Origin of the sequence: Sediminicola luteus (assembly GCF_040566555.1) — a bacterium.
Taxonomy (GTDB): Bacteria; Bacteroidota; Bacteroidia; order Flavobacteriales; family Flavobacteriaceae; genus Sediminicola.
The window spans coordinates 129,473-147,872 of the sequence record NZ_JBEWYP010000002.1; the positions used below are offsets into that span (position 1 = coordinate 129,473).

The window sequence follows — 18,400 nt, forward strand, 5'->3', positions numbered from 1 at the left end:
CTTATTTATACAAAAACATAACATCTCTATACGATATTCACTAATTTAAGCTTGAAATTTTGAATACGTAAGGATTTCCATTTACTTTGAGTACCAAAAACCAACAATCAGTTATGAAGAAGGTATATTGCATAGGGGAATTGTTGATAGATTTTGTAGCAGAAAAGCAGGGCAGTGATCTATCCAAAGCAACAGATTTCACCAAAAAAGCAGGGGGTGCACCGGCCAATGTTGCCTGTGCCATTTCAAAACTTGGAGGCGAAAGTTCTTTCATTGGTTGTGTGGGCAAAGACCCTTTCGGCACCTTCCTATTAAATATTTTGGAGGAACATGGAGTGGACATATCCATGGCACAGCGGTCCTCCACATTTACAACTTTGGCCTTTGTCTCTTTGGCCGAAGACGGGGAAAGGGATTTTGTTTTCAGCAGAGGAGCGGACAAGGAGCTACAATACAATCCGGGGCACAGAAATATATTCAAGAACAACATCATACACTTAGGGGCTGCAACGGCCCTATTGGGAGGAAATCTTGAAGATGCCTACAAACATTATTTTTTTGATGGGCTTTCCCAAGGCGCGTTTATTTGTTTCGACCCAAATTTTAGGGGTGATCTTTGGAAAGGGAAAGAAGGTATTTTTATAGAGAAATGCCTTCCCTATATAGAAAAGTCAGATCTGTGCAAATTTAGTATGGAAGAGGCGCAATTACTTTCCGGTAAAGAGGATCTACATGAAGCATGTGATTTTTTACATAACATTGGCGCCAAAGCAATTACCATAACATTGGGAGGAGATGGCACTTTATTGAGCACTTCCAAATCCAAACAGAATATCCCAAGCATAAAAGTGAGCCCTGTTGATACCACTGGCGCTGGGGATGCCTTTATTGGTTGCCTCTTACAACAAATTTCGGCCTTAACTGATTTTGAATCCCTTTTCACTGAAGATTCCCTTCTTGCAAATATGGTCCTGACAGCTAATAAGGCGGGCGCAATCACTACAACGAATTACGGGGCTATTGAATCATTACCCAGTTTGAACCAATTGCAGCATTAAAATGAACCAATTATCACTTCACCAATTAATGGCCAAAGGCCATTTAAAAAAAAAGAAATCCGCCAGCCATGAAGAATTGTTCGAGCTGCGCTTGGCGACAAATTTAACCCTGATCAAGAATCTCTTTTTTTCCCTTTATCCTGAAAACGAACACGCAGCCACCTTCGATAAATTAGTATCGCTTTTGCCAAATTTGTTCGACGAGAGGCCAGAGGAACTGAAAAAGATAGACCTAGAGAGACTGCAGGAAGGGAATTGGTACCAGTCCGAAAAAATGTTGGGCATGCAAATGTATGTAGACCATTTTAACAAAGATATCAAGGGCCTATCAAACAAACTGGGATATTTTGAAAATTTAGGAGTGAATTTCCTTCATTTAATGCCTATTACCAAAAGACCAAAGGAAGAAAACGACGGGGGGTATGCCGTTAATAGTTACCATGAGGTTGACGAAAAATATGGCACCAAAGAGGATCTTTTATCCCTGACAAAAAAGCTCAGGTCCAAGAACATGTATCTCATGCTAGACTTTGTTGTGAACCATACATCAGATGAATTTGAATGGGCCAAAAAGGCCATGCAAGGCGATAAAAAATATCAGGATTATTACTACACCTATCCAGATCGCACCATCCCAGATCAATTTGAACAAGCCCTTCCAGAGGTGTTTCCAGAGACCAGTCCCGGCAACTTCACTTATAACCCAGAAATGCAGCGATGGGTCATGACCGTTTTCAATTCCTACCAATGGGACCTCAACTACTCCAATCCCGAAGTGTTTTTGGAAATGTTGGGAAACCTAATGAAATTGACAAATATGGGCGTTGATGTGGTGCGTTTTGATGCCTTGGCTTTTCTATGGAAAAAAATGGGTACAGATTCCCAGAATTTGCCAGAAGCCCATCAACTTATCAGACTGTTCCGCATGTGCCAGCAGACAATAGCACCAGGTGTCATCTTATTGGCCGAGGCCATTACGGCACCTACCCAGATCATCAAATATTTTGGTGAGGGGGAAATGAGCGGCAATGAATGTGAAGTAGCCTATAATGCCACTTTGATGGCGCTGCTTTGGAATTCCATTGCGACCAAAAAAACCGTTTTATTGAACAGGAGCCTACAGCATCTGCCAAAAAAGCCAAAAGAAGCCACTTGGATCAATTACATCCGATGCCATGATGATATCGGTTTGGGATTCGACGATAATGATATTTATAGTATCGGTTGGGATGCCCAAGAACACAGAAAATTTTTACTTCACTACTATTGCCAGAAACTGGATTGGTCCCCCGCCAAAGGACTCATGTTCATGTACAACCCAAAGAATGGCGATGGCAGGATTACAGGCAGTGCAGCTTCATTATTGGGATTGGAAAAGGGATTGGAGAACGAGGATGAAAAGCTTATCTCCCAGGCCCTGACCAAAATTATCACCATGCACAGTATCATTTTATCCTATGGAGGCATGCCTTTGATATATGCAGGGGATGAAATTGGCACGCTCAACGATTACAGTTACCAATCTGAGAACACTAAAAAAGATGATAGCCGATGGGTGAACAGGCCAAAACAAGATTGGCAAGTAATAGACAATTTGGAACAGGGGAATACCCCCCAGGCACATATATTCCATTCCTTAAAAAAATTGATTGAGATACGCAGGAACAATCCCATATTTGCCGATCACAACAATCTGATCCTACACCAGCACCATAACCCGCATCTCATGGTCTATGAGCGCACTTCAACCGACAATACCGGGCTTTTGGTCATCTGTAATTTTGATGATCATGTCCATGGTGTTGAAAAATCGTGGCTAGAAAAAATTGGTTACGGGGAAGATAAGGAACCAACGAATTTGGTGACTGGAGAACCACTTCGTTTGCAGAGCAATCATTTGGAAATTGGCGCCAATGAATTTTATTGGATAATCCGCAATTAACTATACCTCACCTTTCGCAAGATGCGAAGAGATTCTTTTAGGGATTGGTATGCTTTAGTATCGTATTCCCTAAGCAGGATCCTAGCATCTTCCATAAGCTCTTTAGCCTCTTCAAAACCGTTGAGATAGCAGATCAAATAAGTAGCAGGAAGCTGTTTAAGGTCCATTTTTTCGGTATTGGTAAGATCCAACCTTTTCTGAAGCTTTTGCAAAAGGGCATTGTTGGAATTAAATATATGGTGCAGCGTTTTTTTGTCGTAGCGAGGAGGCTCAAAGATTAGGTCGCTCTGTATTTGGTAAGTGCCACTTTCCTTAAAGGTAATGACCACCTTTTCCAGAGGGTAGTACTTTTGTTGGGATCCCAATCCTAATTGAACGTATTCCGTGGTCGTAAAGGAATGCTCATCAAAAGAAATCGTAATCTCATCCAGGGCCGAATAAAAGAGCTTTACCTGTTCATTGATCAATTCTATATCAACGCGTGAATAGTAGGTTTCATTTTTCACTTTTTTTTCATTTCCTGCCCAGCAGACCACAAATTGTTCCTCAAAAACTTTGTAGTTGCTGCTAAGATCCTTGTGCCTGTGGTTGATAAAATCAATAACACCATCCAAGGTTAGCTTTATATTGTTTCTGGCATGAAGCTCCAATGTGGCCACGGTTTCCGAATTGATGTCCTTTAGATGTACGTCAAAAGCTTTGGGAAGACTAATACTGCCTTCCCTGAAGAAAACAGAGCCTCCGTAATATTTCCAGATATTTTTTTTAAGGGCGCAGACCTTCCCGTTGGATTTGATTGTGACCAGGCCTACCACTTTACCCTCAGGCAAATGTGGAAATGGAATATTCTCGTAGGAGATTAAGGGAGGGTTGTCCAAATATGCATTGACCAGGTTTTGAATCTTACTGTCATCAAAGAAGTCGACCCCAACAATCTTATTATCCTCATCCTCCACCCCGATGACAATAAAAGAATTACTTATAGGGTTACTATTGGCGAGGGCACAAACATGCTTTAAGAATTTGCCCTTACCTTCTCTCTGCCCAATATCTATAAAACGCTTTTTGTCGTAAAAGCTGTTCTCGTCGTTATGGGCGAGAAGATTTTTTACCAACAAACGTTTATTGATCATGCTTCCTTTTTATTGAGAATTGTACTACTGGCCTGGGCTGTGGGCATCACAACCAGGTCCGCTATATTTACATGGTATGGTCTTGTTACAACAAAATGGATGATATCTGCTATGTCCTCTGGTTTCAAGGGTTGATAACCGCTATAAACGGTCTCAGCCCTAACATCATCCCCTTTAAAGCGCACTTTGCTAAATTCTGTTTCTACCAAGCCTGGATTCACCGCCCCTACCCGAATACCGTAGGGATTTAAATCCATCCGCATCCCTTGGTTGATGGCGTCCACAGCATGCTTGCTCGCACAATACACATTGCCCTTTGGATATACTTCCTTTCCCGCAGTGGAACCAATATTTATGATGTGCCCAGATTTCTTGGATACCATTTGGGGAATAATTGCTTTGGATACATATAAGAGTCCTTTCACATTGATATCCAACATGGCATCCCAATCTTCCAAACTTCCATCATTGATAGGCTCCAAACCATGAGCATTACCAGCGTTGTTGATCAGGATATCTATATTTGAAAACTCTTCTGGCAAATTATTTATTGATGAAAATACAGCATCCTTATCCCTTACGTCAAAATTTAGGATATGTACTTTGGTCTTGGCTCCCAGATCATTTTGTAAAGCTTCCAACCGGTCCTGCCTTCGTCCACAAAGAATCAGGTTTATCTTATTCGCTGCAAAAAGCTGGGCGGTTGCCTTTCCAATTCCGCTTGTTGCCCCGGTAATCAATGCTGTTCTAGATGCCATAATCTTTAATCAAATTTTTCTTAAATCATTTCCCTGTAGGTATTTTATGATTGCACCCTATGGCACAACGTGGCCCTGACTTGCTGCCAACATTTCAAACCAGTCTTCCAGTTCCAGTTTAATGGCGGTAGCCTCTACGGAATCTTTGAGTCGCTTAGGGTTAGTGGTCCCCACTACTGGGTGGATCATTGCAGGATGGTGTGCCAACCAAGCCAGAAGTAATTGACTTTCATCTGCCACATATTTTCTTTGGAAGTCCGATAAAACCTTTTTTATCCGTTTTGTCCGCTCCCCATCCTCCCTGAAGTAATCCCCAAGAGGACTCCAAGCCATTCCAAAACGTTTATTGGCCAAAATATCATCCAATGTCCCATCATACATTACGGCATCAGAGGTCAGAGAAAATTCTACCTGGTTCCCCATGACGGGGATGGCAGTTTCCAATAAGGCAATCTGCGAAGGAGTGAAGTTGGACACTCCAAAATCCCTTATTTTTCCATCCTTTCGCAGCTGGGCTATAGCTTCTGCAACTTCCTCCGGCTGCATTAATGGACTGGGCCTATGCAATAAAAATAGATCCAAATAATCGGTTTTCAATTTTTGCAAGGATTGTTCCGCCGACCATATGATATATTCCTTGGAATAATTATAGTGCTTAATTTTATTGTCCCTGGTTTTGCCCGTATGCTGTATCCCACACTTGCTGATGAGCTGTATGCTGGCCCTATCAATTTTACTTTGACTCAGAGCGGTACCAAATTCGATTTCGTTTGTATAATCGCCATAGATGTCGGCATGGTCAAAAGTGGATATCCCACTATCGATACAATGCTGCATCAAATCGATCATTTCCTTTGTGGACAGTTGCTTTCCCCAACTTCCCCATGTCATAGTTCCTGCTATGACTTTTGAATAATTCGTAGATTTCTCCATAGGTTGGTGAATTTAGAAAATAAATCCCTTAAATACTTCATAAAAATCGGGGGTTTACACAACTTTTAACCAATCATTAACAACCATTAAATAAATAAATCTTCAATTTGCATCAGAATTTGATGTAATAATTGTCAGGGTTTTAATTAAAATGTTTTATGGAAGAAAATACGACTGTTGATATCAGTGCTGTGAATGAGAAGATTGCAAAGGAAAGCGCTTTTATAGACCTTTTAATGATGGAGATGGACAAAGTCATCGTCGGTCAAAAATACATGGTGGAAAGGTTGCTCATAGGTCTTTTGGGACAGGGACATATCTTATTGGAAGGTGTTCCCGGATTGGCAAAAACATTGGCGATCAATACACTCTCCAAAGCCGTACATGGCAGTTTCAGCAGAATACAGTTTACTCCAGATCTATTACCTGCCGATGTGGTAGGTACCATGATCTACAACATGAAGCTCAATGATTTTTCCATAAAGAAAGGTCCAATTTTCGCCAATTTTGTGTTGGCTGATGAAATTAACCGTGCCCCGGCAAAAGTACAATCGGCCCTCTTGGAGGCCATGCAGGAAAAGCAGGTGACCATAGGGGACGAAACATTTATTCTTGACAAACCATTCTTAGTGATGGCTACCCAAAACCCAGTGGAACAAGAAGGAACTTATCCTCTTCCGGAGGCTCAAGTTGACCGTTTCATGCTAAAGACCGTCATCGACTACCCGAAAATAAAAGAAGAGCAATTGATCATGCGCCAAAACCTTCAGGGTGAGTATGGGAAAGTAAATCCTGTAGTTTCCATAGAACAAATATTACGTGCACAGAAGGCGGTTCGGGAAGTGTACATGGATGAAAAAATTGAAAAATATATTTTGGATATCGTTTTTGCAACGCGTTATCCAGAAAAATACAACCTGGAAGATCTAAAACCCCTTATAAGTTTTGGAGCCTCTCCAAGAGGAAGCATCAATTTGGCAAGCGCCGCCAAATGTTACGCCTTCATTAAAAAGAGAGGATATGTTGTGCCAGAAGACGTGAGAGCGGTAGTTCACGACGTGCTTAGGCACAGGATTGGTATTACGTATGAGGCAGAAGCAGAAAATGTAACCTCTGTTGATATCATCAATAAAATAGTAAATGAGATAGAAGTGCCTTAGAGCCTTGTTCCTAGTTTCTTGTTCGAAACTGTAAACTGGAACCGTCCATCTTTTGGACAAAACCCTAATTAGGCCAATGGATACTAAAGAATTACTCAAAAAAGTTCGTAAAATTGAGATAAAGACACGACGTCTTTCCGATCATATTTTCGGAGGGGAATACCACTCTACCTTCAAAGGTAGGGGAATGACGTTCAGTGAAGTACGGCAATATCAGTTTGGTGACGATGTGCGATCTATAGATTGGAACGTTACTGCCCGGTATAACGAGCCGTATGTAAAGGTTTTTGAAGAGGAAAGGGAGCTCACCATGATGCTCATGGTAGATGTCAGCGGATCCGAACTTTTTGGAACTTCCAACCAATTCAAAAAAGAAATTGTTACTGAAATATCTGCCACCCTTGCTTTTTCTGCACTTCAGAACAATGACAAGGTGGGCCTAGTTCTTTTTTCTGATGAAATTGAATTGTTCATCCCACCAAAAAAAGGAAAAACACACGTTTTACGAATCATCAGGGAACTTCTGGAATTTAAGCCTAAAAGTAATAAGACCGACCTAGCAGCAGCCTTAAAGTTTTTAACCAACGTCATGAAAAAGAAGGCCATCGTTTTTGTCCTTTCAGATTTTATTGATGATGATTACCAACAGACCATCAGAATCACAGGAAAAAAACACGACGTTACAGGGATCCGTGTATATGACGAGCGGGAAGAATCCATCCCCAATTTGGGAATGGTGCAAATGCAAGATGCCGAGACCGGAGAAATACGCCTCATAAACACGCAATCCAAAGCTGTGAGAACGGCCTACGGAAAATTCCATAGGGAGCGGGTAAATTACTTTGAGGATGTCTTTACCAAGTCTGGCTGTGGAGTATTGAGTTGCCGGGTGGATGAAAGTTATGTGAAAAAATTATTGGGCTATTTTAAGCGAAGGGGATAAAACGAATGGAAAACAATAGATTTAAAATTATTTCATTTTGTAAGGATATGGCTTTTAGGGCAAGTATTTTCCTGTTGTTGCTCCAATGCGGGATGGGGTTTTCCCAAACCACTCCCTCAGTATCTTCAGAAATTGATACGACCAGTATAAAAATTGGGGAACAGATAAGATTTAAGATCAAGGTTGATGCAGATAGCACTGCCCAAATCGTATTCCCTGAAGGTCAGACTTTTTCACCCATGGAAATGGTGGAGGCCATATCGACGGATACCGTTCGAAAACTGGATAGGATTACCCTTCAAAAAATTTATGCCCTTACCCAATTCGATTCCGGAACCTACACCATACCCAGACAACAAGTTGTCATCAACGGCCAGAACTTCTTTACAGATTCTTTTAAAATATCTGTTGCCACGGTTCCCGTGGATACCTTGGCTCAAAAGATGTACGACATCAAACCCTTTCTCGAGGTAGAGAAAAGCAATTATGATCTGTGGAAAAAAGCCTTATGGATATTGTTGGGCTTAGTTATTTTGGGCGCATTGGCGTATTGGTTCCTGATCAGGAAAAAACCGCTTTCCGAAGAAGAAAAAGTGGCCCTTTTACCGCCATATGATCGTGCTTTGTTGGAATTGAAGAGACTTGAAAACTCAAAATATATCATTCAGGACGAATACAAGCAATATTACTCAGAACTAACGGATATTGTCCGCTCATATTTGGAAGAGGATGTACATGTGTCCGCTTTGGAGAGTACAACAGATCAATTAATAGAAAAACTGGAATTACTGAAGGATGCAGGGGAACTAAAATTGGACGACGATACCATCGAACAGTTTAAAAAGGTACTGCAAACGGCAGATTTGGTGAAATTTGCAAAATCGAAACCTGAAACATCGGTAGCTGAACAGGATCGAAGAGTCATAGAACAGATTGTAATCAAGACCAAGGAAGCCTTGCCTGAACCGGATGAGGAAGATCTGCTCCAGGATGAAGAATACCTAGAGGAACTTTCCCGTAAAAAACAGAAGAAAAAATGGCTTATGGCAGGAGCCATAACCGTTGGAGTCGTTTTCCTTTCCACTTTGGTTGCCGTCGCGTATTATGGTTGGAAACCTGTTAAGGATACCGTAATGGGGCACCCCACCAAGGAATTACTGGAAGGGGATTGGTTGAACAGCACCTATGGTTATCCTCCAATTAGTTTGGAGACACCCAGTGTATTGATAAGACAGGATATAAACTTACCTCCTGAGGTTAAGGCTAGCGTTAAAGAGGCCCAAGCTTTCGCTTTTAGCGATCCCGATGCCCTTTTCTCCATTGGAGTAAGCTCTACGACCTTCTCCTCTCAAGAAACGGAACCTGATTTTCAAAATTCCGTGGAGCAGGTACTAAAAAGTTTTGAGGCCAAGGGCGCCAAAAATATTACAACAAAACAAGAGGAATTCAGAACCATATCCGGAACCTTGGGTGTCAAAGTTTATGGAAGTGGCAAATTCACCCTCCCTCAGTCCAATGAAGAGGTAAATGGAAGTTATGCCATCATCATTTTTGGAGGCAAAGGCTTTCAACAACAAATTATTCTCAATTGGCTGGAGGATGACGGATATGCAGAAAATATTGTGGATAGGATTACCCATTCCATAGAAGTAAAAACAGGAGCTTAATGTTAGAGAATATACAATTTGCAAACCCTAATTTCTTCTGGTTGCTATTATTGCTGCCAGTTGCGGCGCTGTGGTATTTCTTTAAGAGAAAAGAAGAAACGGCTTCCCTAAAAATATCGACCATCAAAGGGTTTTCAACAGAAAGCATATTGGCCAAAATGAAACCCGCCCTTTTCGTCCTGCGTCTCCTGGCCCTGGCCGCCATCATTACGGCATTGGCGAGGCCGCAGACCGAAGATATTTCGTCCAGAACCAAAACTACCAAGGGAATAGATATCGTCATGGCCATTGATGTATCCTCAAGTATGTTGGCAAGGGACCTTAAACCGAATCGACTTTCTGCTCTCAAAGATGTTGCGGCCGACTTTATACGTAAGCGTCCAAATGATCGTATCGGCTTGGTAGTCTATGCCGGAGAAAGTTTCACACAGACCCCCATAACCAGTGACAAGAACATAGTCCTAAATGCCCTTAGGGATATTACATACGGACAACTCAATGATGGAACGGCAATAGGAATGGGACTGGCCACATCGGTGAATAGGCTAAAAGAAAGCAAGGCAAAGAGCAAGATAATTATCCTGTTGACCGATGGGGTGAACAACTCAGGTTTTATTGAGCCTCAAACAGCTGCAGAACTTGCTGTGGAATTTGGCATTAAGACCTATACGATAGGCCTGGGCACCAATGGTAATGCCCTGTCACCAATAGCCTACAACCCCGACGGCACTTTCAGATATGGGATGAGACAGGTAGAAATTGACGAAAAATTATTGGAGGAAATCGCCGATGCAACCGGAGGCCAATATTTTAGGGCCACCAACAATAGCAAGCTTGAGGCTATTTATGATGAAATCAATAAACTTGAAAAAACCGAAGTAGAGGAGTTCAAGTATTACAAATACGAAGAAAAATTCAGGTCGTTCGTGCTTTTGGCAGGAGTTTTACTCTTGTTGGAATGGCTACTGAGAAATACATTATTTAGGAGTTTTATATAGTTATGGTCCAGTTAGACGAAAAAATATATTTTTATCTGTTGCTCATTATCCCCATAATGATCGTCATTTTTGTGGCCTTACAAATCTGGAAAAAAAGGACACAACGGAAGTTTGCAGACTTGGCCCTGTTAAAAAAGTTGACCCCTAGTAGATCTAGTTTCAAGTCAACCTTAAAATTGACTTTTCTTCTGGTAGGCCTCTCATTTTTAATATTGGGCCTTGTCAATCCAAAAATAGGGACCAAACTGGAAACGGTGAAGAGAGAGGGTGTGGATATTGTATTCGCCCTAGATGTTTCTAAAAGCATGCTCGCTGAGGACATTGCTCCCAATAGGTTGGAAAAAGCAAAACGATTGGTATCCGAAATCATCAATCAATTGGGAAGTGACCGTATCGGCATCATCGCATATGCCGGACAAGCTTTTCCGCAATTGCCGATTACGACAGACTATGGTGCCGCAAAAATGTTCTTACAGAGCATGAATACCGATATGCTCTCCTCACAAGGTACCGCCATTAATGAAGCGATTAATTTGGCAACCACCTATTACGACGACGAAGAACAGACAAATAGGGTGTTGTTTATCATTTCAGATGGGGAAGACCATTCCGAGGGCACCACTATAGAGGCGGTGGAAACAGCAGTAGATAAGGGTATTCGTATTTTCACCATTGGAGTAGGACAGAGCAAGGGTGCCCCAATTCCTATCAAGAGAAATGGTGTGGTGCAGAGTCTCAAAAAAGATGCACAGGGTGAAGTGGTCATAACAAAATTGAATGAAGAAATTCTCAAAGAGATTGCCAACGAAGGAAATGGAGAGTATATTAACGGCTCCAATACCGATGCTGCGATAGAATTCATTAAAGAGCAATTGAACCAAATAGACAAAACAGAATTTGAAGCCAAGCAATTTGCGGAGTATAAAGATCAATTCCAATGGTTTTTGGGAATCGGTCTTTTCTTCCTGTTCTTGGATATTTTCTTGTTGGAAAGAAAAACCAAATGGCTTAAAAAATTGAACTTATTTAATGAAAATGAAGATGCCTAAGATTTACACAACATCCCTGATCCTCTTAATGGGGTGCTTTGCTTTCGGCCAAGTAGCCGACAAAGAACAGGAAAAAGAAAAGGATAAGGCCCTAAGAACCTCCAAAAATTTAACTTGGGAGGCTAACAAGGAACTAGCCCAGGACAATTTTGTAAACGCCGAGGCCAATTATAGGAAAGCCATCGCCATAAGTGATGAAAATGCTGTTGCTCCCTATAATTTGGGGAATGCCTACTATGAAAAAGAAACTTACAATGAGGCTTTTTCACGATTTAAGCAAGCTGGGGAAATGGCAACTGACAAGAAGGAAAAACACAGTGCCTATCACAATATGGGCAATGTCTTTATGAAAAGCAAAGAATACGAAAAGGCCGTTGAAGCCTACAAACAGGCTTTGCGAAATAACCCTAACGACGAAGAGACCCGATATAATCTCGCTCTTGCAAAAGAAATGCTAAAAAAACAACAAGACGAGGACAAGAAGAACGACAAAAATCAGGATAAGAAAGACGAAGAGGACAAGAAGGACAAGAACCAAGACGATAAAAAAGACGGGGAAAACAACAAGGACGACAAAGGGGATCAGAAGGACGATAAAAATAAGGACAAGGGAGACGAAGGGGATAAAGGAGACGAGAAGAAAGAAGAAAATAAAAAAGGTGAGGGCGATAATAAGGAAGAACAGAAAAACAAACCAGAATCTGGAAAGGACCCTAACGACCAGAAAGAACAACAGCAACCACGCCCCAACCAACTTTCACCCCAACAGGTGAAAAACCTTTTGGAAGCCATGCAAAATGAAGAAAAAAAGGTGAAGGAAAAAATAGATGCCCAAAAGGCGAAGGGTGTTAAAGTGAAAAATGAAAAAGATTGGTAATGAATAGATCTGTTAAACATTTTGTGGCTTTGGCCACTCTCTTGTTTTTTGCCTTCCTAGCTAAGGCACAGGATTCTGGCGCCATTACTTTTGAGGCGAAACTCAGTAAAGAACAATTGGGCATTAATGAACGGCTTAGAATAGATTTTACCATGAACAAGGATGGTGATAATTTTAACCCTCCCAATTTTGAGGGCTTTAATGTTGTCATGGGCCCGTCTCAATCTATTAGTTCTTCATGGATTAATGGTGTACGTAGTTATTCCAAAACCTATTCATACATACTCATGCCAACAGCAAGAGGGAAGTTTACCATCAACCAAGCAACTATAGTTATTGATGGCAAGACTTATAAATCCCTACCTCTAGAAGTGGAGATTACCGCAGCTGTTGAACGCCCTGGAGAGGAGGCGAGTGCCGATGCAGTAGCAGATGACAATTTGCATTTGGTTGCCGAAGTTTCCAAGACAGGCCCCTATTTAAACGAGGCCATTAGCGTGGTCTATAAGCTTTTTGTTAGCCCTTCCATAAACGTATCAAACTTTAGGGCATTGGACAATCCGAAATACAACAATTTCTGGAGTCAGGAGATGCCCGTAACCAAATATGCCGTGCAGAATGGTGTTTATGAGGGAAAATCCTATCGCTATGTCATTTTAAAAAGGGTGGTGCTGTATCCCCAAAAAACGGGAGAATTGGAAATAGAGCCTCTATCCCTTGAGGTCACCGTGGATGTCCCCACCAATAAACGCGATTTCTTTGGCGGGAAAGTATACACCTCTACCAATATTACGGTTTCCGCAGGGAGGAGAAACATAATGGTCAAAGAGCTTCCAACAGAAGGGAAACCGGAAAATTTTAGTGGGGCCGTGGGCAATTTCAATTTTTCCGTAACCACCACAAAAACCGAATTAAATGCCTCAGAATCCCTTCAGGCCAAGGTAGAAGTGAGTGGAAAGGGTAATTTAAAATTGTTCCAATTGCCAGAACTGAGCCTCCCAAGCGCTCTTGAAGTATACGAGCCCGAATTCAATGAAGGGATCCGTACTACTACAGAAGGCATGGAAGGGTCGGTGAGCAACAACTATACTATTGTACCTTCTTTCAAAGGAAAATATCCAATCCCCAGTATTGCTTTTAGTTATTTTGATCCAGAAACTGAGAAATACAGAAGCTTAAATTCGGCCGAAATCATGGTGAATGTGATTGATGGCCCAAATAGCGCCTCCGCAAACACCTCCAACCCTGCTACTTTTAGCAACCAAAAAAGTGTGGTTGTGACCGGGGATCAATTTAATTTTATTAAAACAAAGCCGGGCTTAAAATCCTTGACTGCCAATTCCTTCTTTGGCTCAACCTATTTCTACATTTGGTTGTTATTACCAATTCTGCTGATTCCTATTGCCATTGTTTTTGGCAAAAAGAGAGAAGCAATTGCTAGTGATCTAGTGGGCAATAAAATTAAAAAAGCCAATAAATTGGCCAGGAAATATTTATCTGCCGCAAAAAAGACATTGGGCGACAAGGATGCATTTTATATAGCTCTTGAAAAAGCATTGCACAATTACCTAAAGGCAAAATTAAAAATAGAAACCTCCGAATTCAGCAAGGACAAGATTCAAGCCCTTTTGGCCAAAAAAGATATTGAGGAAGGTTCAATTCAGGATTTTATTTCCCTCTTGAAGAATTGCGAACTCGCACGTTATAGTCCTTTTTCTGAAGTCCAGATGCAAGATGATTATAACAAGGCCAGTGAGGTCATATCACAAATGGATAAACAGTTATAAGCTATGAGAAAGATTATTTTTCTGATTATCACCATGATTTCCTTTTGGGGAGGAGCCCAAAACAATGTACTATTTGATGAGGCGACCAAGGCCTATAATGAAGGAAAGTACAATGAGGCCATTGAAAATTATAATAAAATTCTCGACAATGGGGAACATTCCGCAGCGCTTTACTATAATTTAGGAAATGCCTATTACAAATTAAACAAGGTTGCCCCAAGTATTTATTATTATGAGAAATCGCTCTTATTAGATCCATCAGACAATGAGGTAAAGAACAATTTAAGCTTTGCAAGAAACATGACATTGGATGCCATTGAACAAATGCCAGAAACAGGAATTGGTAAAGTTTTTAGTGAAGTTACCGGGTTTTTATCCTTTGATCAATGGGCCATCACAGCCATAATTTTCATGTTGCTTTTTGTTATCGGATATATTGCCTTTTATTACCTGAGCTATTCTTCCCAAAAAAGGGTTGCTTTTATCGGCAGTATCGCATCTCTGGTTATTTCCCTAATCGCCGTGCTTATTGCGTATCTCGAATATACCAGTTATCGCTCTGAACAGCCTGCCATTGTATTTGAAAACGAGGTAATCGTAAAATCTGAGCCCAACAATAGAAGTCAAGAAACATTTAGAATCCATGAAGGGACAAAAGTCTTTGTTTTGGACACCTTGAGCGATTGGAACAAAATAAAATTGGCAGATGGCAAAACCGGTTGGCTTCCTTCCACTAACATCAAATTGTTAAAGGATTTTTAATCTTATTTAACATAGTATATTATCAAACCCTTATCTTTGTTTTAAAGCCTATGTGCCTATATGAGATCTATTATTCTAACCTTTTTACTTTCCTTATGGCTCTCGGCCATCATTGCACCTTCGGTAATGACCTTAATGGACCGCGATGGAAAAATGATGGTAATTGGCAACATGAATGAAGAAGAAAACCAAGAGCAGGGGAAAAAAGAAATAGGTGAAAAAAAATTAGCGCTTTACAACTACTCCCTTCCAAATTTCTTAATCCCTTATAATCAAATCAGTACCAGTAATAATCATGACGAGCACATTTCCAGCTTAAATTTGGACATACTACTGCCCCCTCCCAAATGCTTGGCATAATCTAATTATATCTTAATTCTATTCGATTTCAATGAATAGAATTTGATATATAACTGGTTTTGTTACCTGCATCACCACAATATTCGACAATCATCATTTTTGGTCCTTAAATTTATTCGTATATACCTTATCTTTAAGCTATATCACTTTATAGATTTTATTATTTGTTTTAAATAAACCAGGAATGATCAATATCCATGTCTTTAAAAATTCAAAGATTTGGCAATACAGTAAATACTAACTAATAAATAAACAATTATGGGCAAAGATTTATATAAAAGTCTGATTGAAAACAATAAGGAATGGGTTAAGAGCAAATTGGATTTGGATCCCGAATTCTTTCAAAAACTTTCTAAAGGACAGAGTCCACCATTATTATGGATTGGGTGCGCAGATAGCCGTGTTCCGGCCAATGAAATAATTGGGGCACAACCTGGTGAGGTTTTCGTACACAGGAACATTGCCAATATGGTAGTACACACAGATATGAATATGTTAAGTGTTCTTGATTATGCCGTAAATGTGCTCAAGGTAAAGCATGTTATAGTTTGTGGCCACTATGGTTGCGGAGGTGTAAAAGCAGCAATGGGCAACCAATCCATAGGTCTAATCGATAACTGGGTAAGACACATTAAGGATGTTTATAGACTGCATAAAAGTGAATTGGACGCCATTAGCGATGAGGATGAGCGATTTGATAAATTCGTAGAATTCAATGTAAAAGAGCAGGTCTTCGATCTTGCCAAAACATCAATTGTACAGAATGCCTGGAAAGTTGGACAAGACTTGGCACTTCATGGATGGGTTTATGGCTTAAGCACAGGAATCGTCAATGATCTGAAAGTGACCATTGAAAACGATTCACAGTTGGACGACGTGTACCAATTGAATTTTTAAGGAATTGTACCTTATCATAAACAACCAATTGCCCAATCATCAACAACCTGGTTGGGCATTATCTAAATAAACAAGTAACGTTAACTTTATGAAAAATTTATTTTCCAATTTAAAAGGTGACCTTTTTGGTGGTATCACAGCAGGTATTGTAGCACTCCCCTTAGCTCTAGCCTTTGGTGTAAGCTCGGGAATGGGCCCCAGTGCTGGTTTGTACGGAGCTATTTTTATAGGTTTTTTCGCTGCCCTTTTTGGAGGAACCAATACCCAGATATCAGGACCAACAGCGCCTATGACTGCTGTGAGTATGATTGTCATCGCAGGGATTGTTGCCATCAATGACGGAAACCTGGAGAAGGCTTTGCCGGCTATTTTAACGGTATTTCTTTTAGCTGGACTTATGCAAGTAGGTTTGGGGCTATTAGGGCTCGGAAAATACATCAAATACATTCCCTATCCGGTAGTATCCGGGTTTATGACGGCGATTGGGGTAATTATCCTAATAACTCAAATATTACCATCATTAGGTTACTATCCAAAAGAGGATAAGGATTATGTCAAAGATTTTATACCGCAAGCCGAAGAATTAATTTTAGAGAATATCCTAAGAGAAGAGGCGGGAGAAGGTATTTTAGTGCTGGAAGACTTTAAAGAAACCATTGACCGTGCGGAAAGTATTTCCGAAAATGATATCATGGATGAAGCCAAAACTTTGGCAGCCAAAGAAGCTTCTGGGGTATTGGGCGCATTAAAGGTATTGCCCAATGCACTAAACAACATCAATTGGCTTGAAGTGATCTTGGCCCTTTCTACCATTATAATTATTTACGGCTTTAAACGCATCACAACAGCCGTTCCCAGCACATTGGTTGCCTTATTGGTGGTCTCAGGAGTCGCCTTTGGATTCGGACTTTCATACCGCCCCATAGAGGCAATCCCAAGCGGTTTACCCATTCCTAACCTGGAGATCTTCACCAATCTCAAATTGGGATCAATAATGCCTTATATATTTACAGCGTTCACATTAGCATTATTGGGGGCCATAGATTCCCTATTGACCTCTGTGGTTGCGGATAACATGACAAAGACCAAACACGAACCCAACAAAGAGCTGGTAGGTCAGGGTATCGGTAACAGTATCGCCGCAATATTTGGAGGAATTCCAGGTGCTGGAGCCACAATTAGGACGGTTGTCAATATCAAAGCAGGAGGTAAGACCAAACTATCTGGAATGGTAGCAGGTCTTTTATTATTGGTTATTCTGTTAGCCCTTGGTCCCGTAGCCTCTCAAATACCCGCGGCAGTATTAGCCGGTATTTTGGTGACGGTTGGAATTGGGGTTATGGATTACAAAGGTCTTAAGGCTATCCCTAGCTTACCTAAAGACATGCAAGTGGGTCCTTTGAAATTGAGCTCTGAAGTCATGGTAATGTTGATCGTGCTTATACTTTCCACTTTTTGGAACCTTGTATATGCTGTCGGTATAGGCTTAATAATAGCTTCCTTGATGTTCATGAAAAAAATGGGGGATCTTACGGCGGAAAGATCCAACGTAAAAACACTAAAGAAGGAAAAAGCATGGGCAGACGAAGATAATTTCCCAAAAGAATTGTTGGATAAAGTATTTATCAAACACATTAAAGGTCCTTTGTTCTTTGGGTCCACTAGCGATTTTCAGCAATTGGCAAAACAAATACCAAATTCGGCCTCAACGGTAATCATTAGGATGGGCAGAATGCAGTACATGGACCAATCCGGACTTTACGCCATGGAAGATGTACTGGTAGATCTAAAAAAAGAAAATATAAATGTGCTCTTGGTCAACGTTCTAAAACAACCAAGATATATGATGGAGCGCATTGACATTATCCCTGATCTGATTCCTAAAGAGCACATATTCAAATCGTTTGATGATTGCGTTGCTTATGTAAAAAACAACAATAACAATAATATTTAAACAAACTTGCTCAATTATTCTATAGGTACTGTAATAAAAGTTTTAAATTTGCCAGCCTAAGCGAATGGAACGCACCGGGAATATTTTAGAACCAAAATTACAATCACTTGTTGCTCTGTGTT

Annotated in this window: 16 protein-coding genes; 13 read left to right on the plus strand and 3 right to left on the minus strand. The window is 40.7% G+C overall.

Annotation, left to right across the window (positions count from 1 at the left end):
• The first annotated feature begins 113 nt into the window (after positions 1-113).
• Positions 114-1,058, plus strand: coding sequence for a carbohydrate kinase family protein (locus ABXZ32_RS04245; RefSeq protein WP_354617427.1), 945 nt, complete (start codon positions 114-116; stop codon positions 1,056-1,058).
• Position 1,059: 1 nt separating this feature from the next.
• Positions 1,060-3,000, plus strand: coding sequence for an alpha-amylase family protein (locus ABXZ32_RS04250; protein WP_354617428.1), 1,941 nt, complete (start codon positions 1,060-1,062; stop codon positions 2,998-3,000).
• Here the strand turns inward: ABXZ32_RS04250 and ABXZ32_RS04255 are convergent.
• The 3 genes from ABXZ32_RS04255 to ABXZ32_RS04265 are packed head-to-tail and all read right to left on the minus strand — an operon-like array spanning position 2,997 to position 5,824.
• Entirely contained in the window at positions 2,997-4,133 is a 1,137-nt protein-coding gene (locus ABXZ32_RS04255) for an ATP-binding protein (RefSeq protein WP_354617429.1), read from the minus strand. The two genes, ABXZ32_RS04250 and ABXZ32_RS04255, sit on opposite strands and share 4 nt — an antisense overlap.
• The gene (locus tag ABXZ32_RS04260; RefSeq protein ID WP_354617430.1) at positions 4,130-4,891 is read right to left on the minus strand and encodes an SDR family NAD(P)-dependent oxidoreductase; all 762 of its coding nucleotides are present in this window, start codon (positions 4,889-4,891) and stop codon (positions 4,130-4,132) included. Before ABXZ32_RS04260 ends, ABXZ32_RS04255 begins: the two co-directional genes overlap by 4 nt.
• Before the next feature lie 57 nt (positions 4,892-4,948).
• Positions 4,949-5,824, minus strand: a complete 876-nt coding sequence (locus ABXZ32_RS04265; RefSeq protein WP_354617431.1) for an aldo/keto reductase — start codon at positions 5,822-5,824, stop codon at positions 4,949-4,951.
• Between the two features lie 158 nt (positions 5,825-5,982).
• On the opposite strand from ABXZ32_RS04265, the gene ABXZ32_RS04270 reads away from it, so the two are divergent.
• From ABXZ32_RS04270 to ABXZ32_RS04320, 11 genes are all read left to right on the plus strand, one after another.
• On the plus strand, positions 5,983-6,984 hold the full coding sequence (locus ABXZ32_RS04270; RefSeq protein WP_354617432.1) for an AAA family ATPase: 1,002 nt from the start codon (positions 5,983-5,985) through the stop codon (positions 6,982-6,984).
• A gap of 76 nt (positions 6,985-7,060) precedes the next feature.
• Complete coding sequence (locus tag ABXZ32_RS04275; RefSeq protein ID WP_354617433.1) at positions 7,061-7,927, plus strand: DUF58 domain-containing protein; 867 nt, start codon at positions 7,061-7,063, stop codon at positions 7,925-7,927.
• Between the two features lie 47 nt (positions 7,928-7,974).
• Complete coding sequence (locus tag ABXZ32_RS04280; protein WP_408016789.1) at positions 7,975-9,594, plus strand: hypothetical protein; 1,620 nt, start codon at positions 7,975-7,977, stop codon at positions 9,592-9,594.
• On the plus strand, positions 9,594-10,592 hold the full coding sequence (locus tag ABXZ32_RS04285; protein WP_354617435.1) for a vWA domain-containing protein: 999 nt from the start codon (positions 9,594-9,596) through the stop codon (positions 10,590-10,592). Before ABXZ32_RS04280 ends, ABXZ32_RS04285 begins: the two co-directional genes overlap by 1 nt.
• Positions 10,593-10,594: 2 nt before the next feature.
• Positions 10,595-11,641 (plus strand): vWA domain-containing protein, encoded by a 1,047-nt coding sequence (locus ABXZ32_RS04290; protein WP_354617436.1) that lies wholly within the window; start codon positions 10,595-10,597, stop codon positions 11,639-11,641.
• Complete coding sequence (locus tag ABXZ32_RS04295) at positions 11,622-12,518, plus strand: tetratricopeptide repeat protein (protein WP_354617437.1); 897 nt, start codon at positions 11,622-11,624, stop codon at positions 12,516-12,518. The genes ABXZ32_RS04290 and ABXZ32_RS04295 overlap by 20 nt, the downstream gene beginning before the upstream one ends.
• The gene (locus ABXZ32_RS04300) at positions 12,518-14,305 is read left to right on the plus strand and encodes a BatD family protein (protein ID WP_354617438.1); all 1,788 of its coding nucleotides are present in this window, start codon (positions 12,518-12,520) and stop codon (positions 14,303-14,305) included. Before ABXZ32_RS04295 ends, ABXZ32_RS04300 begins: the two co-directional genes overlap by 1 nt.
• Positions 14,306-14,308: 3 nt before the next feature.
• Entirely contained in the window at positions 14,309-15,067 is a 759-nt protein-coding gene (locus ABXZ32_RS04305) for a tetratricopeptide repeat protein (protein ID WP_354617439.1), read from the plus strand.
• Between the two features lie 60 nt (positions 15,068-15,127).
• Positions 15,128-15,427 carry a hypothetical protein gene (locus ABXZ32_RS04310; RefSeq protein WP_354617440.1) on the plus strand — a complete coding sequence of 100 codons (300 nt, stop codon included), beginning with the start codon at positions 15,128-15,130 and terminating at the stop codon, positions 15,425-15,427.
• A gap of 258 nt (positions 15,428-15,685) precedes the next feature.
• The gene (gene can / locus ABXZ32_RS04315; RefSeq protein ID WP_354617441.1) at positions 15,686-16,324 is read left to right on the plus strand and encodes a carbonate dehydratase; all 639 of its coding nucleotides are present in this window, start codon (positions 15,686-15,688) and stop codon (positions 16,322-16,324) included.
• 88 nt (positions 16,325-16,412) lie between these two features.
• On the plus strand, positions 16,413-18,278 hold the full coding sequence (locus ABXZ32_RS04320; protein ID WP_354617442.1) for a SulP family inorganic anion transporter: 1,866 nt from the start codon (positions 16,413-16,415) through the stop codon (positions 18,276-18,278).
• The last annotated feature ends 122 nt before the right edge of the window (positions 18,279-18,400 follow it).